The sequence below is a fragment of the Pseudomonas furukawaii genome (assembly GCF_002355475.1).
In the GTDB taxonomy this organism is placed as follows: Bacteria; Pseudomonadota; Gammaproteobacteria; order Pseudomonadales; family Pseudomonadaceae; genus Metapseudomonas; species Metapseudomonas furukawaii.
On record NZ_AP014862.1, the window covers coordinates 680,331 to 704,653 of the forward strand.

Annotated in this window: 27 protein-coding genes and 2 riboswitches; of the genes, 17 read left to right on the plus strand and 10 right to left on the minus strand. The window is 69.2% G+C overall.

The window, feature by feature from the left end; genetic code table 11:
* Nucleotides 1-67 precede the first annotated feature (67 nt).
* Both cobN and cobW read right to left on the minus strand, forming a co-directional pair.
* On the minus strand, nt 68-3,802 hold the full coding sequence (gene cobN / locus KF707C_RS03160; RefSeq protein WP_004420557.1) for a cobaltochelatase subunit CobN: 3,735 nt from the start codon (nt 3,800-3,802) through the stop codon (nt 68-70).
* Nucleotides 3,803-3,912: 110 nt separating this feature from the next.
* Nucleotides 3,913-4,965 (minus strand): cobalamin biosynthesis protein CobW, encoded by a 1,053-nt coding sequence (gene cobW / locus KF707C_RS03165; protein ID WP_004420555.1) that lies wholly within the window; start codon nt 4,963-4,965, stop codon nt 3,913-3,915.
* A 92-nt stretch (nt 4,966-5,057) separates the two neighbouring features.
* Nucleotides 5,058-5,252: riboswitch (cobalamin riboswitch) on the minus strand.
* Between the two features lie 119 nt (nt 5,253-5,371).
* Between cobW and KF707C_RS03170 the strand changes: the two genes are divergently transcribed.
* The 4 genes from KF707C_RS03170 to KF707C_RS03185 all read left to right on the plus strand — a co-directional run bounded on the left by KF707C_RS03170 (nt 5,372) and on the right by KF707C_RS03185 (nt 8,462).
* On the plus strand, nt 5,372-5,791 hold the full coding sequence (locus KF707C_RS03170) for a cobalamin biosynthesis protein (protein WP_004420552.1): 420 nt from the start codon (nt 5,372-5,374) through the stop codon (nt 5,789-5,791).
* On the plus strand, nt 5,788-6,558 hold the full coding sequence (gene cobM, locus KF707C_RS03175) for a precorrin-4 C(11)-methyltransferase (RefSeq protein WP_004420550.1): 771 nt from the start codon (nt 5,788-5,790) through the stop codon (nt 6,556-6,558). Before KF707C_RS03170 ends, cobM begins: the two co-directional genes overlap by 4 nt.
* A 97-nt stretch (nt 6,559-6,655) precedes the next feature.
* Nucleotides 6,656-7,540, plus strand: coding sequence for a sugar nucleotide-binding protein (locus tag KF707C_RS03180; protein ID WP_036991349.1), 885 nt, complete (start codon nt 6,656-6,658; stop codon nt 7,538-7,540).
* On the plus strand, nt 7,533-8,462 hold the full coding sequence (locus KF707C_RS03185; protein WP_004420546.1) for an NAD-dependent epimerase/dehydratase family protein: 930 nt from the start codon (nt 7,533-7,535) through the stop codon (nt 8,460-8,462). The genes KF707C_RS03180 and KF707C_RS03185 overlap by 8 nt, the downstream gene beginning before the upstream one ends.
* Before the next feature lie 123 nt (nt 8,463-8,585).
* Here the strand turns inward: KF707C_RS03185 and KF707C_RS03190 are convergent, their stop codons facing one another.
* The 5 genes from KF707C_RS03190 to KF707C_RS03210 all read right to left on the minus strand — a co-directional run bounded on the left by KF707C_RS03190 (nt 8,586) and on the right by KF707C_RS03210 (nt 12,521).
* Nucleotides 8,586-9,257 (minus strand): OmpW/AlkL family protein, encoded by a 672-nt coding sequence (locus KF707C_RS03190; protein ID WP_004420545.1) that lies wholly within the window; start codon nt 9,255-9,257, stop codon nt 8,586-8,588.
* Nucleotides 9,258-9,419: 162 nt separating this feature from the next.
* Entirely contained in the window at nt 9,420-9,938 is a 519-nt protein-coding gene (locus tag KF707C_RS03195) for a DUF3299 domain-containing protein (RefSeq protein ID WP_004420543.1), read from the minus strand.
* Between the two features lie 7 nt (nt 9,939-9,945).
* Complete coding sequence (locus tag KF707C_RS03200; protein WP_004420541.1) at nt 9,946-11,208, minus strand: ABC transporter permease; 1,263 nt, start codon at nt 11,206-11,208, stop codon at nt 9,946-9,948.
* A 1-nt stretch (nt 11,209) separates the two neighbouring features.
* Nucleotides 11,210-11,917: an ABC transporter ATP-binding protein gene (locus KF707C_RS03205; protein WP_004420540.1), complete on the minus strand. Its 708-nt coding sequence runs from the start codon at nt 11,915-11,917 to the stop codon at nt 11,210-11,212.
* Between the two features lie 40 nt (nt 11,918-11,957).
* The gene (locus tag KF707C_RS03210; RefSeq protein ID WP_004420537.1) at nt 11,958-12,521 is read right to left on the minus strand and encodes a DUF2796 domain-containing protein; all 564 of its coding nucleotides are present in this window, start codon (nt 12,519-12,521) and stop codon (nt 11,958-11,960) included.
* A gap of 108 nt (nt 12,522-12,629) precedes the next feature.
* Here KF707C_RS03210 and KF707C_RS03215 point away from each other — a divergent pair, with 108 nt between their 5' ends.
* Complete coding sequence (locus KF707C_RS03215; protein ID WP_004420536.1) at nt 12,630-12,980, plus strand: hypothetical protein; 351 nt, start codon at nt 12,630-12,632, stop codon at nt 12,978-12,980.
* A 75-nt stretch (nt 12,981-13,055) separates the two neighbouring features.
* On the opposite strand, the gene trxA is transcribed toward KF707C_RS03215, so the two are convergent.
* The 3 genes from trxA to KF707C_RS03230 form a co-directional block, all read right to left on the minus strand.
* The gene (trxA, locus tag KF707C_RS03220; protein ID WP_004420534.1) at nt 13,056-13,925 is read right to left on the minus strand and encodes a thioredoxin; all 870 of its coding nucleotides are present in this window, start codon (nt 13,923-13,925) and stop codon (nt 13,056-13,058) included.
* A 125-nt stretch (nt 13,926-14,050) separates the two neighbouring features.
* On the minus strand, nt 14,051-14,704 hold the full coding sequence (locus KF707C_RS03225) for a class I SAM-dependent methyltransferase (protein ID WP_036991346.1): 654 nt from the start codon (nt 14,702-14,704) through the stop codon (nt 14,051-14,053).
* Entirely contained in the window at nt 14,701-15,129 is a 429-nt protein-coding gene (locus KF707C_RS03230) for a YbaY family lipoprotein (protein ID WP_004420531.1), read from the minus strand. Before KF707C_RS03230 ends, KF707C_RS03225 begins: the two co-directional genes overlap by 4 nt.
* 113 nt (nt 15,130-15,242) lie before the next feature.
* On the opposite strand from KF707C_RS03230, the gene nrdR reads away from it, so the two are divergent.
* The 12 genes from nrdR to KF707C_RS03290 all read left to right on the plus strand — a co-directional run bounded on the left by nrdR (nt 15,243) and on the right by KF707C_RS03290 (nt 24,200).
* Nucleotides 15,243-15,707: a transcriptional regulator NrdR gene (gene nrdR, locus KF707C_RS03235; protein ID WP_004420528.1), complete on the plus strand. Its 465-nt coding sequence runs from the start codon at nt 15,243-15,245 to the stop codon at nt 15,705-15,707.
* Complete coding sequence (ribD, locus tag KF707C_RS03240; protein WP_004420526.1) at nt 15,707-16,813, plus strand: bifunctional diaminohydroxyphosphoribosylaminopyrimidine deaminase/5-amino-6-(5-phosphoribosylamino)uracil reductase RibD; 1,107 nt, start codon at nt 15,707-15,709, stop codon at nt 16,811-16,813. Before nrdR ends, ribD begins: the two co-directional genes overlap by 1 nt.
* A gap of 91 nt (nt 16,814-16,904) precedes the next feature.
* Nucleotides 16,905-17,063: riboswitch (FMN riboswitch) on the plus strand.
* Nucleotides 17,064-17,282: 219 nt separating this feature from the next.
* Nucleotides 17,283-17,945, plus strand: a complete 663-nt coding sequence (locus tag KF707C_RS03245) for a riboflavin synthase (protein ID WP_004420525.1) — start codon at nt 17,283-17,285, stop codon at nt 17,943-17,945.
* A gap of 18 nt (nt 17,946-17,963) precedes the next feature.
* Nucleotides 17,964-19,058, plus strand: a complete 1,095-nt coding sequence (gene ribBA, locus KF707C_RS03250) for a bifunctional 3,4-dihydroxy-2-butanone-4-phosphate synthase/GTP cyclohydrolase II (RefSeq protein ID WP_004420523.1) — start codon at nt 17,964-17,966, stop codon at nt 19,056-19,058.
* Nucleotides 19,059-19,120: 62 nt separating this feature from the next.
* Nucleotides 19,121-19,597: a 6,7-dimethyl-8-ribityllumazine synthase gene (gene ribH / locus KF707C_RS03255; protein WP_004420521.1), complete on the plus strand. Its 477-nt coding sequence runs from the start codon at nt 19,121-19,123 to the stop codon at nt 19,595-19,597.
* Nucleotides 19,594-20,067 carry a transcription antitermination factor NusB gene (gene nusB / locus KF707C_RS03260; protein ID WP_004420520.1) on the plus strand — a complete coding sequence of 158 codons (474 nt, stop codon included), beginning with the start codon at nt 19,594-19,596 and terminating at the stop codon, nt 20,065-20,067. The genes ribH and nusB overlap by 4 nt, the downstream gene beginning before the upstream one ends.
* Nucleotides 20,068-20,085: 18 nt before the next feature.
* Nucleotides 20,086-21,054 carry a thiamine-phosphate kinase gene (thiL, locus tag KF707C_RS03265; protein WP_004420519.1) on the plus strand — a complete coding sequence of 323 codons (969 nt, stop codon included), beginning with the start codon at nt 20,086-20,088 and terminating at the stop codon, nt 21,052-21,054.
* A complete protein-coding gene (locus tag KF707C_RS03270; RefSeq protein WP_004420518.1) occupies nt 21,047-21,547 on the plus strand; it encodes a phosphatidylglycerophosphatase A family protein in 501 nt (166 codons plus the stop codon). The genes thiL and KF707C_RS03270 overlap by 8 nt, the downstream gene beginning before the upstream one ends.
* 65 nt (nt 21,548-21,612) lie before the next feature.
* Complete coding sequence (locus KF707C_RS03275; protein WP_004420517.1) at nt 21,613-22,266, plus strand: retropepsin-like aspartic protease family protein; 654 nt, start codon at nt 21,613-21,615, stop codon at nt 22,264-22,266.
* Between the two features lie 109 nt (nt 22,267-22,375).
* Nucleotides 22,376-22,990: a GTP cyclohydrolase II gene (gene ribA / locus KF707C_RS03280; protein WP_004420516.1), complete on the plus strand. Its 615-nt coding sequence runs from the start codon at nt 22,376-22,378 to the stop codon at nt 22,988-22,990.
* On the plus strand, nt 22,987-23,403 hold the full coding sequence (locus KF707C_RS03285) for a hypothetical protein (RefSeq protein WP_004420515.1): 417 nt from the start codon (nt 22,987-22,989) through the stop codon (nt 23,401-23,403). The genes ribA and KF707C_RS03285 overlap by 4 nt, the downstream gene beginning before the upstream one ends.
* Nucleotides 23,403-24,200: a cobalamin-binding protein gene (locus KF707C_RS03290; protein WP_004420514.1), complete on the plus strand. Its 798-nt coding sequence runs from the start codon at nt 23,403-23,405 to the stop codon at nt 24,198-24,200. Before KF707C_RS03285 ends, KF707C_RS03290 begins: the two co-directional genes overlap by 1 nt.
* The last annotated feature ends 123 nt before the right edge of the window (nt 24,201-24,323 follow it).

The window sequence follows — 24,323 nt, forward strand, 5'->3', positions numbered from 1 at the left end:
CCCTCTGGGAGAGGGTTGGGGTGAGGGTGGTTTCCAGCCGCAGGTTGCCATCGACAACCTGCCGAACTCACTGCTCCTCGATATCCAGCAACAGGTCCTCGATGGCCTCGCGGTAGTCCCCCGGTTCCTCCCACAGGCCGCGCTGCTGGGCTTCCAGCAGGCGCTCGACGATGTCGCGCAGGGACTCGGGGTTGTGCTGCTGGAGGAAGGCGCGGGTGTCGGCATCCAGCAGGTAGGCCTCGGCCAGCAGGGCGTACTGGTGGTCGTCCACCAAGCGGGTGGTGGCGTCGAAGGCGAACAGGTAGTCCACCGTCGCGGCCAGTTCGAAGGCGCCCTTGTAGCCGTGGCGCTTCATGCCGGCGATCCACTTGGGGTTGGCGGCGCGGGCGCGCACCACCCGGCCCAGTTCTTCCCGCAGGCTGCGGATGCGCGGCAGGTCCGGCTGGCTGTGGTCGCCGTGGTAGCTGGCGACTTTCTGGCCTCGCAGGGTCTCGGCGGTGGCGAGCATGCCGCCCTGGAACTGGTAGTAGTCGTTGGAATCGAGGATGTCGTGTTCGTGGTTGTCCTGGTTCTGCAGCACCGCCTGCAGCCCTTCCAGGCGCTCGCCGAAACGTTGCCGGGCGGGGGTACCGGCATCGCTGGCGCCGTAGGCGTAGCCGCCCCAGTTGAGGTAGGCCTCGGCCAGGTCGGAACGGGTTTCCCAGGTGCGGGCCTCGATCACCCCTTGCACGCCCGCACCGTAGGCACCGGGCTGGGCGCCGAACACCCGCCAGCCGGCTTCGCGCCGCGCCGCCTCGGCGGGCAGGCCTTCGCCTTCCAGGCGGGCGCGGTCCTGGCGCACGCGGGCGGCGAGGGGGTTGAGGTCGTCGGGCTCGTCCAGTTCCGCCACCGCCTGCACGGCGGCGTCGAACAGGCGGATGAGGTTGGCGAAGGCGTCGCGGAAGAAGCCCGAGACCCGCAGCGTCACGTCCACACGCGGGCGGTCCAGCAGCGACAGCGGGAGGATCTCGAAATCCTCCACGCGCTGGCTGCCGGCCTGCCACACCGGGCGCACGCCCAGCAGCGCCATGGCCTGGGCGAGGTCGTCGCCGCCGGTGCGCATGGTGGCGGTGCCCCAGACGGAGAGGCCGAGCTGGCGCAGGTGATCGCCTTCGTCCTGCAGGTGGCGCTCCAGCAGCAGGCTGGCGGACTGGAAGCCCAGGCGCCAGGCGGTGGGCGTGGGCAGGTTGCGCACGTCCAGGGTGAAGAAGTTGCGCCCGGTGGGCAGCACGTCGAGGCGCCCGCGACTGGGGGCGCCGCTGGGGCCGGGGGGTACGAAGCGCCCGTCCAGCGCGGTCAGCACGCCGCCGATCTCCGCCGCGCCGCAGGCGTCCAGGGCGGGGGCGATCACCTGCCGCAGGTTGTGGATAACCGCGTCGCTGGCGCGGCCGATGGCTTCGGCGGCCGGGTTGGCGATCAACCGGCGGGCCAGCAGTTCCAGGCGCTCGCGGGTGTCGCCGTTGCTGCGCCAGGGCTCGTCGCTGATGCCGTCGAGCACGGCGGGGCGCGGGCCTTCCCAGGGCTCGGCCCAGGAAAGGTCGAGCGGGTCGCGGCCGAGGTTCAGGTCGCTGGCGAGGGCGCGCAGCAGGCTGGCGTTGCCGCCCTTGCCGTCGCCCCGGGGGATGCGCACCAGGGACAGCAGGGTGTCGTCGCGCAGGCCCGCCACGGGGGACTCGCCGAACAGGTGCAGGCCGTCGCGGATCTGCGATTCCTTGAGGTCGCAGAGGTAGGCGTCGAGCTGCGGCAGCCAGCTGTCGGCGTCGTCGTTGAGGCTGAGCCCCAACTCGCGGTCGAGGGCGGTGGCCTTCACCAGTTCGAGGATCTCGCCGCGCAGCTGCACGGCCCGGCGCGGGTCGAGCAGGGAGGCGTCGTAGTACTCGTCGGCCAGGCGCTCCAGATCGCGCAGCGGGCCGTAGGTTTCGGCGCGGGTCAGCGGCGGCATCAGGTGGTCGATGATCACCGCCTGGGCGCGGCGCTTGGCCTGGGCCCCCTCGCCGGGGTCGTTGACGATGAAGGGGTAGATGTTCGGCAGCGGGCCCATGACCGCGTCCGGCCAGCATTCGGCGGACAGGCCGACGCCCTTGCCCGGCAGCCATTCGAGGTTGCCGTGCTTGCCGACGTGGACCAGCGCGTCGGCGCCGAACACTTCGCGCAGCCAGAAGTAGAACGCCAGGTAGCCGTGGGGCGGCACCAGCGACGGGTCGTGGTAGATGGCCGCCGGGTCCAGCTGGTAGCCCCGTGCCGGCTGGATGCCGACGAAGGCGAGGCCGAAGCGCAGGCCGGCGATCATCATCCGTCCGCTGCGGAACATCGGGTCCTGCTGCGGCTCGCCCCAGCGTTCGCGCACCGCGCGCTGGTTGGCCTCGGGCAGGCGCGCGAAGCAGGCGAGGTAGTCGGCGAGCGCCAGGCTCTGGGCGCAGGGGCGGGCGTCGAGGCTGTCGAGGTCATTGCTGACGCCGCCCAGCAGGCTGTGGATAAGTGCCGTGCCGCTCTCCGGCAGGCCGGCCACGGGGTAACCCTGCTGTTCCAGGGCGCGGAGGATGTTCAGCGCGCCGGCCGGGGTGTCGAGGCCCACGCCGTTGCCGATGCGGCCGTCGCGGGTGGGGTAGTTGGCGAGGATCAGCGCCACCCGCTTGTCGGCGTTGGGCTTGCGCGCCAGCAGCAGCCAGCGCCGCGCCAGCTCGGCGACGAAGTCCATGCGCTCGACGTGGGGCAGGTAGCAGACCACGTCGCTCTGGCTGCGCTCGCTGCGCCAGGCCAGGCCCTTGAAGCTGATGGCGCGGGTGATGAGGCGGCCGTCCAGCTCCGGCAGGGCGACGTGCATGGCCAGGTCGCGGGGGCCCAGGCCCTGGGCGTTGGCTTCCCATTGCGGCTGGTTGTCCAGGCTGCAGATGGCCTGGAACACCGGCACGTCACGGCGGAACGGCCGCAGGTTGGGGGCCTCGGGCGCGGACTGGGCGAAGCCGGTGGTGTTGATGATCAGCTCGGCGCCGGCCTCGTCCAGCCAGTCTTCGAGGGTGGCCAGGCAGGCGGCCTCCTTGAGGCTGGCGACGGCGATGGGCAGCGGGTTGAGGCCCTGGGCGGCGAGGCGCTCGCAGAAGGTGTCGAGGAAGCCGGTGTTCGCCGCCTGCAGGTGGGTGCGGTAGAACAGCAGCGCCACCACCGGCTGGTCGGCCCGCCAGTCGGCGCGCCAGTGCTCCAGCCCGGCGTTGGGCTGGCGCGGGTGGTAGACCGCGACACGGGGCAGCGGCCGGGGCTCATCCCAGGGCATCGCGCGGCCCAGGCAGCGGCTGGCCAGGCAGGCGAACAGCTGCCGGGCGTTGTCCAGCCCGCCCTGGCGCAGGTAGTGCCAGTAGCGCTCGGCGTCTTCGGCGGGGACGGTGCAGAGCCGCGCCAGCTCCGGGTCGGGGCGGTCGTCACCGGGTACCAGGATCAGCCTGGCACCGCGCTCGGCCAGGGCGACCAGTTGCTCGATGCCGTAGCGCCAGTAGCCGACGCCGCCGTGCACCGAGATGAGGATGACCTTGGCGTGCTGCAGCACCTCGTCGACGTAGAGGTCCACCGAGGCGTGGTTCTGCAGCTGCATGGGGTTGGCCAGGCGCAGGCTCGGGTAGTCCTCCGGCAGCTCGCGGGCGGCCTCGGCCAGCAGCGCCAGGTGCGAGTCGCCGCTGCAGAGGATGACCAGCTCGGCGGGGGTCTGGGCGAGGTGGGCGATGCCGTCTTCGGGGACGAAACCGCCGGGCTGGGTGCGCAGGAGGTGCATTTACTCCCCTCTCCCCACGGGAGAGGGGCCGGGGGTGAAGGCTGTCTCCGAGCGCTGGGGGCTTCCCTCACCCCAGCCCTCTCCCGGAGGGAGAGGGTGCAGTCCGCGCTTCACGCCAGTGCCGTGCGCAGTTCGTTGGCGATGGCGGCCGGGTCCAGGTCCTGGCCGATCACCACCAGGCGGGTGCTGCGGGTTTCGTCGCTGCGCCAGGCGCGGTCGAAATGCTTGTCGAAGCGCTTGCCGACGCCCTGCACCAGCAGGCGCATGGGCTTGCCGGCGACGGCGACGAAGCCCTTGATGCGCAGGATGGGATGGCGCTCCACCAGTTGGCCGAGGGCGGCGAGCAGGGCGCGCTCGTCCACGTCCGGGAGGTCGACGTGGAAGGAGTCGAACTCGTCGTGGTCGTGGTCCTCGTGTTCTTCGTGATCGTGGTGGGTGGGGCGGCTGTCGATGTGCGCCTCGGCCTCGGCGTTCAGGCCCAGCAGCACGTCCAGCGGCAGCTTGCCGGACGCGGCTTCCACCACCTTCACCGCCGGCGGCAGCTCTTCGCTGACTTCGGCGCGCACGGCGGCCAGGGTCTCGGCATCCAGCAGGTCGCTCTTGTTGAGGATCACCAGGTCGGCGCTGGCCAGCTGGTCCTCGAAAAGTTCGTGCAGGGGCGATTCGTGGTCGAGGTTCGGGTCCTGCTTGCGCTGTTCGTCCACCTGGTCGGGGAAGGCGGCGAAGGTGCCGGCGGCCACGGCGGGGCTGTCGACCACGGTGATCACCGCGTCCACGGTGCAGGCGTTGCGGATCTCGGGCCACTGGAAGGCCTGCACCAGCGGCTTGGGCAGGGCCAGGCCGGAGGTCTCGATGAGGATCTGGTCGAGGTCGCCACGGCGCGCCACCAGCTCGCGCATGACCGGGAAGAACTCCTCCTGCACGGTGCAGCACAGGCAGCCGTTGGCCAGTTCGAAGACGCGGCCTACGGCTTCTTCCTCGCTGCAGCCGATGCTGCATTGCTTGAGGATGTCGCCGTCGATGCCCAGTTCGCCGAATTCGTTGACGATCACCGCGATGCGGCGACCCTGGGCGTTGTCCAGCATATGGCGGAGCAGGGTGGTCTTACCGGCGCCGAGGAAGCCGGTGACGATGGTGACGGGGAGCTTGGCCAGGGTTTTCATGCGCGCCTCTCAGGTGCTCTATGGCGGGCATGACGAATGCGGCGGGCAAGGGCCCGCGCCGGGAATTCGCCACCGGATCACCCCGCCCGGTTGTCTGGAATCTGTGCGAGGCAGGTCTCCTGGCTCACAGCCTGGCGCGGGGCGCCGCCGGGTCCGCCTTCCCGCCCGTGGGGCAGTGGCTGTGGACAGGGCATCGGCTGTTTACAGTTGCGGGGGCAGCCGTGGCTTGGACCACGTTCCCTCTTAGCTCCAGCCTTCGCTGGAGAACCTCGAAAGGACGGAAGGCTACGCAGGGCCCGGCCGGCGGTCAATCGCGTCGGTTGACGCCTTGTCGGGCCCGTGCTGTCCTTGCGCGGATTTTTCCCGACCGGTCGCCTGCCACGCCATGAATCGCGCTGCTCCCCCCATGACGCCGCTTTCGCTGGTGGCCGGTTTCGGCTGCCGCCAGGGCTGCACGGCGGCGGAGCTGGGGGCGTTGCTGGAGGCCTGCCTGGCCGAGGCCGGGGTGCCGGCGGCGAGCCTGGCGGCGCTGGCGACCCGGGAGGACCGCGCCCTTGAGCCGGGCCTGCGGGCGCTGGCGGCGGAGCGGAACCTGCCGTTGCAGGGCGTTGCCCCCGAGGTGCTGAACGCCCTGGAGGCCCGCCTGAACCAGCCGTCCGAGCGGGTCCGCGCCCTGGCCGGCAGTGCGGGGGTGGCCGAGGCGGCGGCCCTGGCGCTGGCCGATCGACTGGGGCAGGGGCCGGCGTGGCTGGTGCTCGATAAACGCCGCAGCGCCCGCGCCACCTGTGCGCTGGCCTGCATCCACCTGGAGGCCCAACGGCCATGACGGTCTATTTCATCGGCGCCGGCCCCGGCGATCCGGAACTCATCACGGTCAAGGGCCAGCGGCTGATCCGCAGCTGCCCGGTGATCCTCTACGCCGGCTCGCTGGTGCCGGAGGCGGTGCTGGAGGGGCACCGGGCGGAGCGGGTGGTGAACACCGCCGAGCTGCACCTGGAGCAGATCGTCGCGCTGCTGGCCGAGGCCCATGCCCGGGGCCAGGACGTGGCGCGGGTGCATTCGGGCGATCCGTCGCTGTACGGCGCCATCGGTGAGCAGATCCGTCACCTGCGCGAGCGGGGTATTCCCTACGAGATCGTTCCGGGCGTGACGGCCACGGCGGCCTGTGCGGCGCTGCTGGGCTGCGAGCTGACGCTGCCGGAGGTGTCGCAGACGCTGATCCTCACCCGCCACGCCAGCAAGACGCGAATGCCCGAGGGCGAGTCCCTGGGGGACCTGGCCCGTCACCGGGCGACCCTGGCGATCCACCTGGGGGTGAGCCGGATCGAGGAGATCGTCGCCGAGCTGCTGCCGCACTACGGCCCGGCCTGCCCGGTGGCGGTGATCCACCGGGCGAGCTGGCCGGACCAGGCCCAGGTCACCGGCACCCTCGCCGACATCGCCGAAAAGGTGCAGGCCGTGGGCTTCCGGCGGACCGCGCTGATCCTGGTGGGCGAGGTGCTGGCGGCCGAGGGCTTCGCCGATTCGTCCCTCTACCGCGCCGGTCATGCGCATCTCTACCGCCCGACGAAACCCCTGCCGCCACGCGGCTAGTGACGTGAGGCGGTGAAACCCGCAGAATGCGGCTCTTGTGCGGCGGGCAAATGGTCCGCCCGATCCTTCTAACCGGCTTTAAGCGACCCTTTTCCCTATGCGAATGCGCTTGATGCTGTTGGGTGGCGGCAACTCCCTCGGACAGGCGCTGATCCGTCTCGGCGCCGAGGAAGACATCGGTTTTCTCGCTCCGCGTCCGCCCGAACAGGGCTGGGACGCCGCCAGCCTGACGCAGCTGCTCGATGACACCCGGCCCGATGCCGTGGTCAATCTCGCCTACTACTTCGACTGGTTCCAGGCCGACGAGGTCAGTGAAGACCGCCTGTCGGCCCAGGAGCGCGGGGTCGAACGTCTCGCCGAACTCTGCCAGCACCACGGCATCGTGCTGCTGCAGCCTTCCAGCTACCGCGTGTTCGACGGCTCCCGTGCCACCGCCTACAGCGAAAAGGACGAGACCTTGCCCCGCAGCGTGCGCGGCCAGGCCCTCCTGCGCATGGAGCAGAGCGTCCGTGCGGCCTGCCCGAAACATGTGCTGCTGCGCTTCGGCTGGCTGCTGGACGACAGCCGCGACGGCTCGCTGGCGCGCTTCCTGGCGCGTGCCGAGCAGGCTGACGAGATCTGCCTGGCGGACGACCGTCGCGGCAACCCCACGCCGGTGGACGATGCCGCCCGGGTGCTGCTGGCGGTGCTCAAGCAACTGGATTGCGCTGCGCCGCTCTGGGGCACCTACCACTACGGGGGGCACGAGGCGACCACGCCGCTCGCCCTGGGCCAGGCGCTGCTCGCCGAGGCCCGCAGCCTGCACCCGCTGAAGGTGCAGGACATCACGCCCCAGGCCCATGCCGCCCGTCCCGACGCGGCGGAAGAGCCGCAGAACGCGGTGCTGGCCTGCAAGAAGATCCTCCACACCTTCGGCATCAAGCCCCGTGCCTGGCGCGCGGCCCTTCCGACCCTGCTGGACCGTTACTATCGCCATGCCTGATTCCCCGATCCTGATCACCGGCGGTGCCGGCTTCATCGGTTCCCACCTGGCCGACGCGCTGCTCGCCCGGGGCCACGCGGTGCGGGTACTGGACAACCTGTCCACCGGCAAGCGCGACAACCTGGCGCTGGACAATCCCCGGCTCGAACTGATCGAGGGCGACGTGGCCGACGCCGCCCTGGTGGCGCGGGCCATGGCCGGATGCAAGGGGGTCGCGCACCTGGCGGCGGTGGCCTCGGTACAGGCTTCGGTGGACGACCCGGTGGCCACCCACCAGAGCAACTTCATCGGCACCCTGAATGTCTGCGAAGCCATGCGCCAGCAGGGGGTGAAGCGCGTGCTCTTCGCCTCCAGCGCGGCCGTCTATGGCCAGAACGGCGAAGGCCGGGCCATCGACGAGGACACGCCCAAGTCGCCCCTGACGCCCTACGCGGTGGACAAGCTGGCCAGCGAGCAGTACCTGGACTTCTACCGCCGCCAGCATGGCCTGGAGCCGGCGGTGTTCCGCTTCTTCAATATCTTCGGTCCGCGCCAGGACCCGTCTTCGCCCTATTCGGGCGTGATCAGCATCTTCACCGAGCGAGCCCTCGCGGGCACCCCGATCACGGTGTTCGGCGACGGCGAGCAGACCCGTGATTTCGTCTATGTCGGCGACCTGGTGCAGGTGCTGGTCCAGGCCCTGGAACAGGACTGGCTGGAAGTCGGCGCGGTGAACGTCGGCCTCAACCAGGCCACCAGCTTGAAGGAGTTGCTGGCGGCCATCGGCGACGTGCTGGGTGGACTGCCCCCGATCACCCATGCCGAGGCACGCGCGGGCGACATCCGCCATTCCCGCGCCAATAACGCCCGCCTGCTGCTGCGCTACGACTTCCCCAAGCCGACGCCGCTGCGCGAGGGCGTGGCCCGCCTGCTGGGGCGCTGAACGCTGTCCAGGGGCGCGTAGCTTTGCCCCCTCGCCGCCTCTCTTCCCGCGCATTCCCGACGATCAAAAAAGGCGCCCGAAGGCGCCTTGAAGCAGGGAGTGATCCCCAGGGAGTGTGTGACCTCAGAACTTGTAGCCGACGCCGACCATGTAGACCCAGGGGTCCACGTCCACGTCGACCTTGACCTTGCCCACGCCGGCCAGGTCGGTGGTGGCGGTGGTGTCGATGTCGATGTACCAGACGGCGGCGTTCAGCAGGACGTTGTCGGTCAGCATGTAGTCCATGCCCACCTGGGCGGCCAGGCCCCAGGAGTCGTCCAGTTCCAGGTCGCTGAAGCCCTGGGACTTGCGCTGGCCGGTCAGGCTCTCGTCGAAGATCAGGGTGTAGTTCAGGCCGGCACCGACGTAGGGCTGGAAGGCGGAGCCCGGGTCCATCGGGTAGTACTGCAGGCTGAGGGTCGGCGGCAGGTGCTTGATGTCGCCCAGCTTGCCGTCCAGGGCGCCGAGGCCCTTGACGCCCACTTCATGCTTGAAGGGGGTGGCGGCCAGCAGTTCCAGACCGACATGGTCGGTGAGCATGTAGGTGCCGGTCAGGCCCAGCTGGGTGTCGCTGTCGAGGGTGGCCTTGGTGCCGCCCACCTTGCCGCCCGCGATGGACAGGGCGGAGCTGTCTTCGTTCGGATCAACGGTGGCGGCGCCCGCGCGGATGATCACATCGCCGGCCTTGTGGGCCTGGGCCAGGGGCGAGGCGATGGCGAGGGCGAGCAGGGAGGCGGTGAGAAGATGCTTGCGCATGGAAAGCTCCAGTCGGTTCTAAGTGTGTTGGACTGGGGCCAGTTTCGGTAATTAGCTAGCTTCGTATCTTGATCCAGAGCAATGTGCCGGCGGGAAGCGCACTGTCGTATCAGTGGGCTTGCCCGCGAAAAGGCGTTCGCGATCAAGCCCGTCCCGAAGCACTCAGCTGGAGGGCGACTCGTAGGGGTAGATCTTGCTGGCTTCCATCTGGTAGCCCGCTTCGGCCAGCTCGCTGCTGCTGGGCTTCACCTGCATCGGGCCCTCGATCCAGAAGGGCTGGTAGAGGGCGTCCATCAGCACGCCCAGTTCGCTCCTCACGTGGACGATCTGGTTGGACGGTGGCGGCGGCACATGGATGCAGGCACCGAAATAGGGAACCAGCAGGAACTCGGTGACGCGGCCTTCCTCGGTCACGTCCAGGGGCACGATGTAGCCCGGCAGCTTCACTTCCTGGCCATCCAGCGACTCGACCACGGGGGCCGCCGGCGACTGTTGGCCGGCGGCGGGACCGGCCTCGGCGTTGAGGGTGTCCCCCAGTTGCGACAGGTCATGGATGGGCGCCGGTGGCGGGGGCGGCGGGGCGCCTTCGGGGATCATTTCCGACCAGGTGAGCTCACGCGCCTCGCCAGCCCAGAGCGGGGAGGAGAGGGTCAGCAGCAGGGCCAGCAGGATGGGTTTCATGGGGGACTCACAGGCGAATGGACAGGCCGTCGGCCAGTGACTGCCGGTAGGCACGCCAGGCTGGCACCGCGCCCATCAGCAGGGCGGCGCTCAGGATAGCGCCGAGCAGCGTCCACTCATAGGGGCTGGGCAGCGCCAGCGGCAGGTAGAGGCCGTAGCTGGCCTGCACGTAGCCCTGGCTGAGGCCGATCCCCAGGTACAGCAGGCCCAGCCCCAGTGCCGCACCGGCCAGGGCCAGGCTGAAGGCTTCCAGCACCAGCAGGCTGCCGATGTGCCAGGAGCGTGCGCCCACGGAGCGGAGGATGGCCATTTCCCGCCGGCGCTCGTTGAGGCTGGTGAGGATGGCCGTGAGCATGCCGATCAGCCCGGTGAGCACCACGCACAGCGAGACCACGAACAGCGCCTTCTCGGCGGTCCCCATCAGGCTCCACAACTCCTGCAGGGCGACGCCGGGAAGCACCGCCAGCAGGGGCTCGCCGCGGTACTCGTTGATCTGCCGTTGCAGGGCGAAGGTGGCGATCTTGCTGTTCAGGCCCAACAGGAAGGCGGTGATGGCCTTGGGTTGCAGGTCCATGGCACGGGCCTGCTCGGCGCTGACCTTGCCGGCGCCCCGGGCGGGCACGCCGTTCTGCCAGTCCACGTGCAACGCCTCCATGCCCGCGAGGGAGATGTGCAGGGTGCGATCCACCGGCGTGCCGGTGCGTTCGAGGATGCCGACCACGGTGAAGGGCTTGTCGTCGTGCTGCACCAGGCTGACGGTGCTGACGCCGTGGGCCAGCACGATGCGGTCCCCCAGCCTGTACTTCAGCGCCTCGGCCACTTCGGCGCCGAGCACCACCTCGAACAGGTCGCTGAACGGCTTGCCCTCGGCCAGGGCCAGGGAGCGGCCGCGCCCGTAGCGATAGTGCTCGAAGTAGGCGGGGCTGGTGCCCATCACCCGGTAGCCCTTGTGGGAGTCGCCGAGGGAGAGGGGAATGGCCCATTTGACCCGCTTGTCCTGGGCGATGGCCTCGAAGCTGTCCCAGCGGATGTTGTTGGTGGCGTTGCCGATGCGGAACACGGAGTAGAGCAGCAGGTTCACCGAGCCGGAGCGGGCGCCGACGATCAGGTCGGTGCCGCTGATGGTGCTGGCGAAGCTGGCGCGGGCTTCGGTGCGCACGCGCTCCACGGCCAGCAGCAGGCAGACCGAGAGGGCGATGGCGAAGACCGTGAGCAGGGCGGTGAAGCGGCGGTTGGCGAGGCTCGCCAGGGCCAGTCTCAGCAGGTGCATCTCAGTCTTCCTCCAGGCGCGCGGCCCGGTTCAGGTCGGCCAGGGACAGGCTGCGGTCGAACAGCGGCGCCAGGCTCTGGTCATGGCTGACGAACAGCAGGCTGGAGCCGGCTTCGCGGCATTCGGCGAACAGCAGGCCGAGGAAGGCCTCGCGGGCGTCGGCGTCCAGGGCCGAGGTGGGCTCGTCGGCGATCACCAGCTCCGGCTGGCCGATCAGCGCGCGGGCAGCGGCGACCCGTTGCTGCTGGCCGATGGACAGGGCGTCGGCGCGGCGCAGCAGCAGGTCCTCCTTCAAGCCCAAGTGGCGCAGCAGCGTGGCGGCGGCGTTGTCGACGCTGCCGTGGCGCTGGCACGCGCGCTCGGCCCGCAACCGGGAGAAGCGGCAGGGCAACTCGACGTTCTCGCGGACCGAGAGGAAGGGCAGCAGGTTGAACTGCTGGAAGATGTAGCCGGTGTGATCGACGCGGAAGCGGTCGCGGGCGCTGGCGGACAGGCTCGCCAGGTCCTGGCCCAGCAGCCGGATGGAACCGCGTCCCGGTTTCTGCACACCGCCCAGCAGGCCCAGCAGGGTGGTCTTGCCGCTGCCGCTGGGGCCCTTGAGAAAGAGGCTTTCGCCAAAATTGAGGTGGAACTCGGGAATGTCCAGCAGTTCCGGGTGGCCGGGCCAGGCGAAGCCCAGCCCCTGGAGTTCGATCAGTGTCTGGCTCATGGGAAAACCGCCGGGTTGCCCCGGCGGGTTCTGTGGCGGGTTAGAAGCTCAGGCGGGGGCTGGAGGGCGTGAGCTCCGCACCCTGCTGGCCATTGGGGCCGATGAGTTGTACCTGAATTTTCTGGGTGGCGGGGAACTGCTTGAACAGGGGCGCGAGGTCCAGGGACTCCAGTGCGGAAGGCGTGGCGCATTCGAGCTGGTAGTGGGCGTGGATATCGCTGTGCTCGTGCTCGTGCGCATGGTCGTCGGCCTTGTCATGGTCATGGTCACCGAACAGCGGGCTCTCCAGCTCCTGGGCGCTGACTCGGCAGCCGGCCTGGGCAGGCAGGTCGAAGAGTGCCAGGGGCTGCTCCAGGCTGGCGCGGACACCGGCGACCTTGGCCTTGTCGGCGTCGCTCCGGGCGGCGTGCTCGAAGCCCACCAGGTTCATGGCGGGGCTTTCCAGCTCCAGCTCCAGGGTCTTGCCGTCCAGTGCCGCGTTCAGTCGGGCCACGCCGTGCTCGTGGGCGGCGAGGCTGCCATGTTCGTGGTCGTGGTCGTGCTCATGAGCCTGGGCGGCCAGCGGCAGCAGGGCGAAGGGCAGGGCGAGCAGCAGGCGATGCATCGAGGGAACCTCCAGGCGGGGGTGAAAGAGTGGGTTACGTTATAACAAATGTAGGCAGCCTGCCAGCGCCGTGGGAGCATTGCCCATCGATTCCTGGAGGAGCCAGAGATGCTGCGCATACGAGGACGGATCGGCGATTGGCCGGTGGACCTGACGGTGGAGATGGAGGCCGAGGACTGGGACCGGTTGGCCAGCCGCTTGAGTCTCGAGACCCAGGCCCCGGCCGCGTCGATGGCCACGGGCCCGGTCGCGGCTCCGCGCAACGATGCGTTGTGGGACACCGCGCGGCAGTTGTTGCGCGAGGCCGGGCAGATGGAGGGGCCACGCCTGCTGGCGGCCCTCGAGGCGCTGGCGGGCGGGCCGGCGGCGGGCAAGCGCCTGCTGGTGCGCCTGCGCCACTGCGCCGAGGTGCAGGTGGACGCGGGCGAGGATGCGCCGCTGTACCGGTGGAAAGGGTGATCGACGGAGCCGGGGTGACTGCCTCGCGGCTTGGAAGCCCGACCCGCGAGACGGAAGCCGGGCTCCCTTGGCCGATCAGTAGATCGCGTTGTACAGCTTGCGACGGTAGGTGGCGACCAGCGGATGGTCGTTGCCGAGCAGGTCGAACACCTGTAGCAGCGTCTTGTGGGGCAGGCCGTTCTCATAGCCGCGATTGCGCACGAAGAGCTTCAGCAGGGCGTCCAGTGCGGGCTCGTATTGCTGGCGGGCCAGTTGCTGGACCGACAGTTGGTAGGCCGCCTCGTCGTCTCCCGCATTCTGGGCCAGGCGCGATTTAAGGTCGGCCACTTCCGGCAGGTCGGCCGCCTGGCGAAGGAAGGTCAGTTGGGCGCGGGCGCCGGCCAGTGCCTGTTTGTGCTCATCGCTCTTCACCGCGTTGAGGACGGTTTCCGCCTCGCCCAGTTCACCGCGTTCGGCCAGGCAGCGGGCGTAGAGGATCAGCCCGGCGGCGTTGGTGTTGTCCTCGGTGAGCAACTGCTTGAGCAGGTTCTCCGCCTCGGCGATGCGGCCCTCGCTGAAGGCGGCCTGGGCGGCATCGAGCAGGTTGCCCTCGGGGGTGGCGGGCGGTTGGACGTGGGGCTCGAGCATGGCGCGGATGGCGGACTCCGGCTGGGCGCCGGCGAACCCGTCCACCGGCTGGCCGTCCTTGAACAGCACCACGGTGGGCAGGCTGCGGATTCCGAAGCGCATGACGATGTCCTGCTCGATGTCGCAGTTCACCTTGGCCAGCAGGAGCTCGCCCTGGTAGGACTCGGCGATCTGCGCCAGCAGCGGCATCAGGGCCTTGCAGGGGGCGCACCAGTCCGCCCAGAAGTCGACCAGTACGGGCTTGTGGAAGGAGTTCTGGATTACGGACTGCTCGAAGTCGGTACTGGTGGCGTCGAAGATATAGGACGTGTCGCTCATCGGAGTTCTCGGTGGCGCGAAGGGGTGGGCGAATGATACGGCCGGCGGTGGGGGATGAATATGCCCGCGCGAGCACGAAGGGTGCAGTTGGCCCGGCCGCGAAGCGATGCCCGCAAGGGCACCCTTCAGCGAATCGCGTGGTACAGGCTCACCTTGCGGAATTCCGCCGGCTCGGCCAGGTCCGGCCAGGTGCAGGCGTCCAGCACCGCCAGGCGGGTGTAGAGCGGGTGCTGGAAGTCGCGGACCCGGGAGTCGGCCACCAGGGCCTGGCGGCCGCGGGTCAGGAAATGGTCCAGCAGCGGCAGGTTGGCGCGGTCGTAGAGCACATCGGCCACTATGACCAGGTCGAAACGATCCTCCTCCCGGAAGAAGTCGTCGGAGTACTGGAGTTCCACGCCGTTCAATTCGGCATTGGCCCGGCAGGATGCCAGGGCCAGCGGATCCAGGTCGCAGGCCACCACTTCCTGAGCGCCGGCCCTGGCCGCGGCGATGGCGGCGACGCCTGAACCGGCGCCGAAGTCCAGTACCCGCTTGCCCCGCACCCACTCCGGCTTGTCCGCCAGCCAGCGGGCCAGGGCCAGGCCGCTGGCCCAGCAGAAGCACCAGTAGGGCGGTTCTTCGAGGATGCGTCGGGTTTCCTCCGGGCTGAAGGCCCGATCCATGTTGTCAGGATCGATCAGCCAGAGGCGCAGGTCGGTGCCGGGCAGCGTTTCCGCGCTCAGCCGGGCGTCTCCCAGCAACTCGGTGATGGCCTGCTGCAGCACGTCGGGAGGCGTCATGGCGCCGGTACCAGTTGCAGCGGGCCGAGGGCGCGGGAGTCCGGCTGCAGAATGGGCACGGGCGGCAGTCGCTGGATCAGCCGGCCGGACTGGCTGACCCGGACGCGCAGCTCCACCCGTTCGCCCCGGGGGAAGTAGGCCGGGTTGAACAGCAGGCGAAAGGGCAGGGGGCCGCCGTTGCCGTTCAGGGTCAGGCTGCCCAGCAGGCGTTGGGGACGATCCCGGGTATCCACGGACAGCAGGGCCAGTTCCACATCGCTGCCGGTGGGCGGTACCTGCAGCACGCCACTGAGTTCCCGCAGGTGGGCCGGGGTGGCTTCGATCCAGGGTTCGGGTGCGGCCGCCGGGGCCTGCCGGGGGGCGGGCTCGTCGCTGGCGCAGCCGGCCAGCAGGGTGGCGAGGAGGAGGGATAGGAGTCGGCGCATCGTGGCTTCCTGTTCTCTGTGCGCGGGCCTTATAGCCTAAAGCCCTCGGCTTGTCTTGCCTTGGGGATGCGCTACCATGGACCCCCTTTTTTCATCGATGCCCAGCGAACGCCATGCACTGTCCCTTCTGCGGCGCCCATGACACCAAGGTCATTGATTCCCGGCTGGTCGCCGAGGGCGATCAGGTGCGCCGCCGCCGGGAATGCCTGGCCTGCGAGGAACGTTTCACCACCTTCGAGACCGCCGAACTGGTGATGCCCCGCCTGATCAAGCAGGACGGCAGCCGCCAGCCCTTCGACGAGGAGAAACTGCGCGCCGGGATGCAGCGGGCGCTGGAAAAGCGCCCGGTGAGCATCGAGCGCCTGGAAGCCGCCATCGCCCATATCAAGCACAAGCTGAGGGCCACCGGCGAGCGTGAGGTGAAGTCCCGCGTCCTCGGCGAACTGGTGATGGCCGAACTGCAGAAGCTCGACGAGGTCGCCTACATCCGTTTCGCCTCGGTCTACCGTCGTTTCCAGGATCTCAACGAATTCCGCGAGGAAATCGAGCGCCTGGCCCGCGAACCGTCCAAAGACTGATGGCCGGCCAGGATCAGGCCTTCATGGCCCGCGCCCTGGAGCTGGCGCGCAAGGGGCTCTACTCCACCCATCCCAATCCCCGAGTCGGTTGCGTGATCGTCCGCGACGGCCAGGTGGTGGGCGAAGGCTGGCATGTGCGCGCCGGCGAACCCCATGCCGAGGTCCACGCCCTGCGCCAGGCCGCCGAGCGGGCTCGTGGCGCCACGGCCTACGTGACCCTGGAACCCTGCAGCCATCACGGCCGCACGCCGCCCTGCGCCGATGCCCTGGTGGCGGCGGGCGTGGGCCGCGTGGTGGCGGCGATGCAGGACCCCAACCCGCAGGTGGCCGGGCGCGGCCTCAAACGTCTTGAGGACGCCGGCATCGCGGTGTCCAGCGGGGTCCTGGAGGCCGAAGCGAAAGCCCTGAACGCCGGGTTCATCAAGCGCATGGAGCAGGGCTTGCCCTTCGTCCGGGTCAAGCTGGCCATGAGCCTGGATGGCCGCACCGCCATGGCCAGCGGCGAAAGCCAGTGGATCACCGGTCCGGCCGCGCGTGCCGCCGTGCAACGCCTGCGGGCGCGCGCCAGTGTGGTGCTGACCGGCGCCGACACGGTGCTGATGGATGCCGCCCGCCTGACCGTGCGCCCCGACGAGCTGGGCCTGGACGCCGAACTCACGGCGCTGGCCGCCAGCCGCCCGCCGCTACGGGTGCTGGTGGACGGTCGCCTGCGGGTACCGTCAGACGTGCCTTTCTTCCAGGCCGGACCGGCCCTGGTGGCCACCGCCCTCGAAGGCCGGGAGGCGCCGGCGGGGCATGAGCTGATCGCTGTTCCCGGCGCCGATGGCCGGGTGGATCTGCGTCGCCTGCTGGAGGCGCTGGCTTCCCGTGGTGTCAATGAGGTGCTGGTGGAAGCCGGCCCGCGCTTGGCGGGCGCCTTCGCCCAGGCCGGTCTGGTGGACGAGTACCAGATCTTCTTCGCCGGCAAGTTCCTCGGCTCCGGCGCCCGCCCCCTGCTGGACTGGCCGCTGGAGCGGATGGCCGAGGCGCCGGAACTGAGCATCGTCGAGGTGCGCGCCGTGGGAGAGGACTGGCGAGTCATCGCCGTGCCCCGACTTCCTGCCTGAATCCGGGTCGTGGCACATGGCCGCGACAGCCGATGCACAATCCCCGTGACTGTGATAAAACGCCTGCCAGCCCGTTCCCGCGAACGGGCTGAAACGTTCTCAGGGCGGGGTGCAAGTCCCCACCGGCGGTGATGGCATCCTCGATGCCTAGCCCGCGAGCGCTTCCCGGCCGCCACGGCGACGGGAAGGTCAGCAGACCCGGTGTGATCCCGGGGCCGACGGTAACAGTCCGGATGAAGAGAGAACGGGATAGCCTGCCAGGGCCGAGGTGCGTCCGCGCCCCTGCCGGTCAGGTCCCCTTCGATCCGATATGCCCTGTTTTTCACGAAACAGGAGTCCCATCGATGTCACATGCACCATCCCGCATCCTTCCGGCGCCGGCGGTTCGCCCGCGCGCGGCTGAAGGGCGGACGCCTATAATGCGTCTTTCGCCGGCTCAGGCCGGTTCGTCGTACGCTCTGGAGGTCCCATGTTCACCGGAATAATCGAAGCCATCGGCACCATTCGCGCCATCACGCCGAAGGGCGGCGACGTCCGCGTCCTGGTGGAAACCGGCAAGCTGGACCTCGGCGACGTCAAGCTCGGCGACAGCATCGCCGTCAACGGTGTCTGCCTGACCGCCGTGGAGCTTCCCGGCAACGGTTTCTGGGCCGACGTCAGCCGTGAAACCCTGGCCCGCACCGCCTTCGACGACCTCAAGCCGGGCAGCCCGGTGAACCTCGAGAAGGCCCTGACCCCCTCCAGCCGCCTGGGCGGCCACCTGGTGAGCGGCCATGTGGATGGCATCGGCGAAGTCATCGCGCGAGAGGACAACGCCCGCGCGGTGCAATTCAGGATTCGCGCGCCGCGTGAACTGGCCAGGTACATCGCCCTGAAAGGGTCGATCACCGTCGACGGCACGAGCCTGACGGTGAACGCGGTCAATGGCGCCGAGTTCGAACTGACCATAGTTCCGCACACCCTGGCGGAGACCATCATGGTCGACTACCGCCCCGGTCGCCGGGTCAACCTGGAAGTGGACCTGCTGGCCCGTTACCTGGAGCGCCTGCTGCTCGGCGACAAGGCCGCCGAACCCGCCGCCTCCGGCCTGACCGAAAGTTTCCTCGCCGAACACGGCTACCTCAAACACTGAATTCAAGAAGGAGGGCCCATGGCTCTCAACAGCATTGACGAACTGATCGAAGACATCCGCCAGGGCAAGATGGTCATCCTCATGGATGACGAGGACCGCGAGAACGAAGGCGACCTGATAATGGCCTCCGAGTGCGTGCAGGCCGAGCACATCAATTTCATGGCCAGGTTCGCCCGTGGCCTGATCTGCATGCCCATGACCCGCGAGCGTTGCGAGCTGCTCAAGCTGCCGCTGATGGCTCCCCGCAACGGCTCCGGCTTCGGCACCAAGTTCACCGTCTCCATCGAGGCCGCCGAAGGTGTCACCACCGGCATCTCGGCCGCCGACCGCGCCCGTACCGTGCAGGTGGCCGCCGCCAAGCACGCCAAGGCCGAGGACATCGTCAGCCCTGGCCACATCTTCCCGCTGATGGCCCAGCCCGGTGGCGTCCTCGCCCGCGCCGGCCACACCGAGGCGGCCTGCGACCTGGCGCGCATGGCCGGCTTCGAGGCGTCCGGGGTGATCTGCGAGATCATGAACGACGACGGCACCATGTCCCGCCGTCCGGAGCTGGAGGCCTTCGCGGCCGAGCACGGGATCAAGATCGGCACCATCGCCGACCTCATCCACTACCGCCTGATCCACGAGCGGACCGTGGAGCGTATCGCCGAGCAGCCCCTGGACAGCGAACTGGGCCACTTCAACCTGGTGACCTACCGCGACGCCGTGGAAGGCGATATCCACATGGCCCTGACCCTGGGCGAGATCAGCCCGGAAGAACCGACCCTGGTGCGCGTGCACAACATGGACCCGCTGCGGGACCTGTTCATGGTCAACCAGGGGGGGCGCTGGAGCCTGCGCGCGGCGATGAAGGAAGTGGCCGCCGCCGGTAGCGGTGTGGTGCTGCTGCTGGGCAACCCGCTCACCGGCCCGCAATTGCTGGCCCACCTGGAGCGTCAGCTGGGCACCGAGACCAAGGTCACCAACCCCACCACCTACAGCACCGTCGGTGCCGGTTCGCAGATTCTCCGCGACCTCGGGGTGCGCAAGATGCGCCTCATGAGCTCGCCGATGAAGTTCAACGCGATATCCGGTTTCGACCTGGAAGTTGTAGAATACCTGCCCGCTGAATGATCCCGCAGGGCTCCGGCCATCAAGGCCGGGGCCCCAGCTCTTTAATTGACGAGAACTCGCCCATGTCCCTGAAGACCATCGAAGGTACCTTCATCGCCCCCAGAGGCCGCTATGCCCTGGTGGTCGGCCGCTTCAACAGCTTCGTCGTGGAAAGCCTGGTGAGCGGCGCCGTCGACGCCCTGGTTCGCCACGGTGTCCGCGAAGACGACATCACCCTGATCCGCGCCCCGGGTGCCTTCGAGATCCCGCTGGTGGCCCAGAAGGTCGCCCAGCAAGGCGAGTACTCCGCCATCATCGCCCTCGGCGCGGTCATCCGTGGCGGCACCCCGCACTTCGAATACGTCGCCGGTGAATGCACCAAGGGCCTGGCCCAGGTGTCCATGGAGTTCGGCGTACCGGTCGCCTTCGGCGTCCTGACCGTCGATTCCATCGAGCAGGCCATCGAGCGCTCCGGCACCAAGGCCGGCAACAAGGGCGCGGAAGCCGCCCTGTCCGCCCTCGAGATGGTCAGCCTGCTGGCTGCCCTGGAGGCCAAGTGAGCAACACAGAAGGTTCGGCGCCCAAGGCACCGAAAGGCAAGATCGCAGCCCGTCGCCAGGCCCGTACCCTGGCGATGCAGGCCCTCTACTCCTGGCACATCGCCGGTCAGGCCCTCAACGAGATCGAGGCGCAGTTCCGCGTCGACAACGATTTCAGCCAGGTAGACGGCGCCTACTTCCACGAGATCCTCCACGGCGTGCCGCGCCAGAAGACCGAGATCGACGAGGCCTTCCTGCCCTGCCTGGATCGCGCCCTGGAAGAGGTCGATCCGGTGGAGCTGGCGATCCTGCGCCTGTCCACCTACGAGCTGATGAACCGCGTGGACGTGCCCTACCGCGTGGTGATCAACGAAGGCATCGAGCTGGCCAAGGTGTTCGGCGCCACCGACGGACACAAGTTCGTCAACGGCGTGCTGGACAAGCTGGCGCCGCGCCTGCGTGCCGCCGAAGTCCGCGGCGGCAAGCGCTGAGCCCGCGCCTCCCTGTGAATGGGTGAGTTCGAGCTGATCCGTCGATTCTTCGCCTCCGCGGCCTGTGCCGCGGGCGGCGAAGGCATTGCCCTCGGCATCGGCGACGACTGCGCCCTGCTGCAACTGCCCCCCGGCGAACAGCTGGCCATCTCCACCGACACCCTGGTGGCCGGGGTCCATTTCCCCGACGCCGCCGACCCCTTCCTGCTGGGCCAGCGAGCCCTGGCGGTCTCCGCCAGCGACCTCGCAGCCATGGGCGCCACCCCGGTCGCCTTCACCCTCGCCCTGACCCTGCCCGATGCCCGCGCCGACTGGCTCGACGGCTTCGCCCGTGGCCTCTGCGCCATGGCGCGCGGTTGCGGCCTCGGCCTGGTGGGGGGCGACACCACCCGAGGTCCCCTGAGCCTGACCCTCACGGTCCTCGGCCGCGTACCCGCCGGCGGGGCCCTGACCCGTGCCGGCGCGCGGCCGGGGGACCTGCTCTGCGTGGGCGGCAGCCTGGGCGATGGCGCCGGGGCGTTACCGCTGGTGCTGGGGCAGCGTGAGGCGCAAGGCGCGCATGCCGACTACCTGCTGGCGCGCTACTGGTCGCCGCAACCGCAGCTGGCGCTGGGACAGGCCCTGCGCGGCCGGGCCACGGCGGCGCTGGATATCTCCGATGGCCTGCTGGCCGATTGCGGCCATATCGCGAAGGCATCGGGCGTCGCCTTGTGGGTGGATCAGTCCCGCCTGCCGCTGTCGCCGGCGTTGACGGCGCTCCATCCGAGGGATTTCGCCCTCAAGTGTGCGCTGGCCGGTGGCGACGACTACCGGCTGGCCTTTACCCTGCCTGCCACGGAGCTCGCCGCTGTCCAGGGCCTGTGGCCGGAGATGGCGGTGATCGGCCGCGTCGACGCCGGACAGGGCGTGCACCTGCTGGATTCCACGGGTGCGGAGCTGCTGCCGCCGGTATTGGGCTATCAACATTTCGGGAGTCAAGGTGACTGATCACGAATCGGCCACGCCGCAACCCATCCCCCATTCGGTCTGGAGCAATCCCTGGCATTTCATCGCCTTCGGGTTCGGTTCCGGGACCCTGCCCAAGGCGCCGGGAACCTGGGGTTCGCTGGTGGCGCTGCCCTTCATCCCCCTCTGGCAGATGCTGCCGGACTGGGGTTACTGGCTGATGCTGGGCGTCACCATGCTGTTCGGCTTCTGGCTGTGCGGCAGGGTGGCCGACGACCTGCGGGTCCATGACCACGAGGGCATCGTCTGGGACGAGATGGTGGGCATGTGGATCACCCTCTGGCTGGTGCCCGAGGGATGGCAGTGGTTGCTGCTGGGCTTCCTGGTGTTCCGCGTCATGGACATCGCCAAGCCCTGGCCGATCCGCTGGATCGACAAGCATGTCCACGGCGGCGTGGGCATCATGCTGGACGATGTGCTGGCCGGTGTCTTCGCCTGGCTGGCGATGCAGCTCATCATCTGGGGGCTGGCCTAGAACAGGGGCCGGTTTCCAGCGCCGAAAACAGCCCAAAGCCTTCGATAAAGAACGGGAGAAGCCCCATGTCGCGTCCTGACCTGAAGGTCGCCGTCCTGCTGACGGCGCTCTGTCCCGCCTTGGCCCTGGCCACCCAGGTCCAGGTGGTGGGCCTGTTCCCCGGCGCCGTCGTGCTCAACGTGGACGGCCAGCGCAAGCTGGTGAAGGTGGGGCAGACCGGCCCGGGCGGCGTCCAGGTGATCAGCGCCGACAGCCAGGGTGCGGTACTGCGGGTGGACGGCGTCGAGGGCCGCTACGGGCTGTCCCGCGAGTACAACCCCGCCGGCATGTCCGCCGCGCCGCAACGGGCCCAGCTGAGCATCGCCCGTGGCAACAATGGCCATTACCAGGTCGCCGGCTCCATCGAAGGCCACCCGGTGCAGTTCCTGGTGGACACCGGCGCCACCAGCGTGGCCATGAACGAACACCAGGCCCGCCGCCTGGGGATCGACTACCGGATGAAAGGCCAGCCCATGAAGGCGGGCACCGCCGCTGGCACGGTGAACGCCTGGCGCGTGACCTTCGATCGGGTGAAGGTGGGCGGCCTGGAGGTGCTCGGGGTGGAAGGCGCGGTGATCGAGGGCGATGCGCCGGTGGAGGTCCTGCTGGGCATGAGTTTCCTCAACCGGGTGAAGTGGCGCGAGGACCAGGGCGTGCTGCTGCTGGAGTCGAAGTTCTAGCGCCGGCGTCCTTCGATCCATTCGATGAAAATCCCCCACTATTCAGTCTGACCGACGGCTTGGCGCTGCTGTTACAATGCCGCCCTTGCCCATTTCCAGGAGTTCTACGGTGTCCGTCGTTTTCGTCGCCGCCTCCCAGTTGCCCACGCCGTTCGGCGTGTTCACCATGCACGGCTTTCTCGACGAGGCCAGCGGCAAGGAGCACGTCGCCCTGACCCTGGGCGATGTCGCCAGCGGCGAACCCGTGCTGGGCCGCCTGCACTCCGAGTGCCTGACGGGCGACGCCTTGTTCAGCCTGCGCTGCGATTGCGGTTTCCAGCTCGAAGGGGCCCTGCGCGCCATCGCCGAAGCCGGTTGTGGCGTGCTGCTCTACCTGCGCCAGGAAGGCCGTGGCATCGGCCTGCTGAACAAGATCCGCGCCTATGAGCTGCAGGATGCCGGCGCCGACACCGTGGAAGCCAACGAGCGCCTGGGCTTCGGCGCCGACCAGCGCGACTACGCCATGTGCCAGCCGATGCTCGAGCACCTGGGCATCAGCGCCATCAAGCTGATGACCAACAATCCGCGCAAGGTGAAGGCCCTGGAAAGCTATGGCCTCAAGGTGGCCGAGCGCGTACCGCTGCAGACCGGGATGAACAAGCACAACCGCAAGTACCTGGCGACCAAGGCCGGCAAGCTCGGCCACATGCTGGGCAACCTGCACCAGGCGGAAGCCGAGTCGTGAGCCGTGCCGACGCCCGCCGCCGCCTGAGCCTGGCCTGGTGGCGGCAACTGCCGCTGACCCTCGCGCCGCTGTTCCTGATGAACGCCTTCCTGGGTGACCTGGACCTCCTGCCGGCGGCGCAGATGCCGCTGTTCATCGTCGGCCTCCTGTCGCTCTTCCCCAGCCTCAGGTGCTTCGCGGCCTACAAGCGTGCCCTGGTGGCCACCGAGGCCGCCCTCGACGGTCCGGACGAAGCGGCGGCCTGGGATGCCCTGGGGCGCTGTCGCACCAAGGCCATGCTGGTGGCCTCCCTGCCGGCCTGGGTCGCGGCCCTGGCGGTGCCGGTGAACCTCAACGGCGTCGCGCTGTTCCTGCTGGCCATGAGCAGCCTGGTGATGCTCTACCTCTATCGAATCCCCCGTCAGCTGGGCTGATGCGCCCTCTGCTCGCCTGCCTGTTGCTGTGCCTGGCACTGCCCGCTGCCGCGCAGTTGCGGGTGGTCAGCCTGGCACCTTCCCTCACGGAAACCATGCTCGACCTGGGCGCCGCCGACCTGCTGGTAGGGGTGCTGGATGGCGGCGAGCGTCCCCCGGCCCTGGCCGACCTGCCCTCAGTCGGTCGCTATGGCCAGTTGCAGGCCGAGGCCCTGCTCAGCCTCCAGCCCGACCTGGTGCTGCTCTGGCCCGACAGCGTCGGCGCCGCCGGACGCGCCCAGCTCAAGGACCTGGCGATCGCGCAACTGGTGGTGGAGCCCCGCAGCCTCGAGCAACTGGCCCGCTCCTTCATCGAGATCGGCGAGCGCATCGGCCGCGCCGACCAGGGGCATCGCCTGGCCAGGCGTTTCGAGAGCGGTCTGGCGGCGCTGCGCGAGCGCCACCGGCGGCCCGTGCCCCTGAGGGTCTTCTACCAGGTCTGGGACAGGCCGCTGTACACCCTGGGCGGGCGACAGATCGTCAGTGACGCCCTGCGGGTCTGCGGTGCGGAGAACGTCTTCGCGGAGCTGCCGCTGCCGGCGCCCCAGGTGAGCGTGGAAGCGGTGCTGCAGCGCGATCCAGCGGTGATCCTGGTGAGCGAACCCGGCCAGGCGAGTGCCTGGAAAGACTGGCCGCAACTGACGGCGGTGAAGAAGGGACAGGTCTGGGCGGTGCCCGACCGAGGCCTGGAACGGCCGAGTTTCCAGATGCTGCAGGCCACCGATCGGTTGTGCCGCCTGCTGGACGCCGCGAAGTAGCGCGCGTCCCGAGAGCGGTGAGGTGCGCATGGCGCACCCTGCGTAAAGGGGGGATGGTGCTTTTCCATCCACCGGCGGCGCCAGTCCGGTGCGGCAGAGCTCCGGGTAGGGAGCGCCGCGCGC

What these genes read in the sequence shown, in the direction of transcription:
- KF707C_RS03190 (WP_004420545.1), bottom strand. Translation starts at nt 9,257, where the DNA reads ATGCGCAAGCATCTTCTCACCGCCTCCCTGCTCGCCCTCGCCATCGCC.
- KF707C_RS03185 (WP_004420546.1), top strand. Translation starts at nt 7,533, where the DNA reads ATGCCTGATTCCCCGATCCTGATCACCGGCGGTGCCGGCTTCATCGGT.
- ribH (WP_004420521.1), top strand. Translation starts at nt 19,121, where the DNA reads ATGTCCCTGAAGACCATCGAAGGTACCTTCATCGCCCCCAGAGGCCGC.
- KF707C_RS03210 (WP_004420537.1), bottom strand. Translation starts at nt 12,521, where the DNA reads ATGCATCGCCTGCTGCTCGCCCTGCCCTTCGCCCTGCTGCCGCTGGCC.
- KF707C_RS03230 (WP_004420531.1), bottom strand. Translation starts at nt 15,129, where the DNA reads ATGCGCCGACTCCTATCCCTCCTCCTCGCCACCCTGCTGGCCGGCTGC.
- ribD (WP_004420526.1), top strand. Translation starts at nt 15,707, where the DNA reads ATGGCCGGCCAGGATCAGGCCTTCATGGCCCGCGCCCTGGAGCTGGCG.
- nrdR (WP_004420528.1), top strand. Translation starts at nt 15,243, where the DNA reads ATGCACTGTCCCTTCTGCGGCGCCCATGACACCAAGGTCATTGATTCC.
- ribBA (WP_004420523.1), top strand. Translation starts at nt 17,964, where the DNA reads ATGGCTCTCAACAGCATTGACGAACTGATCGAAGACATCCGCCAGGGC.
- KF707C_RS03290 (WP_004420514.1), top strand. Translation starts at nt 23,403, where the DNA reads ATGCGCCCTCTGCTCGCCTGCCTGTTGCTGTGCCTGGCACTGCCCGCT.
- KF707C_RS03225 (WP_036991346.1), bottom strand. Translation starts at nt 14,704, where the DNA reads ATGACGCCTCCCGACGTGCTGCAGCAGGCCATCACCGAGTTGCTGGGA.
- KF707C_RS03200 (WP_004420541.1), bottom strand. Translation starts at nt 11,208, where the DNA reads ATGCACCTGCTGAGACTGGCCCTGGCGAGCCTCGCCAACCGCCGCTTC.
- cobW (WP_004420555.1), bottom strand. Translation starts at nt 4,965, where the DNA reads ATGAAAACCCTGGCCAAGCTCCCCGTCACCATCGTCACCGGCTTCCTC.
- KF707C_RS03275 (WP_004420517.1), top strand. Translation starts at nt 21,613, where the DNA reads ATGTCGCGTCCTGACCTGAAGGTCGCCGTCCTGCTGACGGCGCTCTGT.
- trxA (WP_004420534.1), bottom strand. Translation starts at nt 13,925, where the DNA reads ATGAGCGACACGTCCTATATCTTCGACGCCACCAGTACCGACTTCGAG.
- KF707C_RS03205 (WP_004420540.1), bottom strand. Translation starts at nt 11,917, where the DNA reads ATGAGCCAGACACTGATCGAACTCCAGGGGCTGGGCTTCGCCTGGCCC.
- KF707C_RS03170 (WP_004420552.1), top strand. Translation starts at nt 5,372, where the DNA reads ATGACGCCGCTTTCGCTGGTGGCCGGTTTCGGCTGCCGCCAGGGCTGC.
- cobM (WP_004420550.1), top strand. Translation starts at nt 5,788, where the DNA reads ATGACGGTCTATTTCATCGGCGCCGGCCCCGGCGATCCGGAACTCATC.
- KF707C_RS03245 (WP_004420525.1), top strand. Translation starts at nt 17,283, where the DNA reads ATGTTCACCGGAATAATCGAAGCCATCGGCACCATTCGCGCCATCACG.
- thiL (WP_004420519.1), top strand. Translation starts at nt 20,086, where the DNA reads ATGGGTGAGTTCGAGCTGATCCGTCGATTCTTCGCCTCCGCGGCCTGT.
- KF707C_RS03195 (WP_004420543.1), bottom strand. Translation starts at nt 9,938, where the DNA reads ATGAAACCCATCCTGCTGGCCCTGCTGCTGACCCTCTCCTCCCCGCTC.
- KF707C_RS03215 (WP_004420536.1), top strand. Translation starts at nt 12,630, where the DNA reads ATGCTGCGCATACGAGGACGGATCGGCGATTGGCCGGTGGACCTGACG.
- KF707C_RS03180 (WP_036991349.1), top strand. Translation starts at nt 6,656, where the DNA reads ATGCGAATGCGCTTGATGCTGTTGGGTGGCGGCAACTCCCTCGGACAG.
- cobN (WP_004420557.1), bottom strand. Translation starts at nt 3,802, where the DNA reads ATGCACCTCCTGCGCACCCAGCCCGGCGGTTTCGTCCCCGAAGACGGC.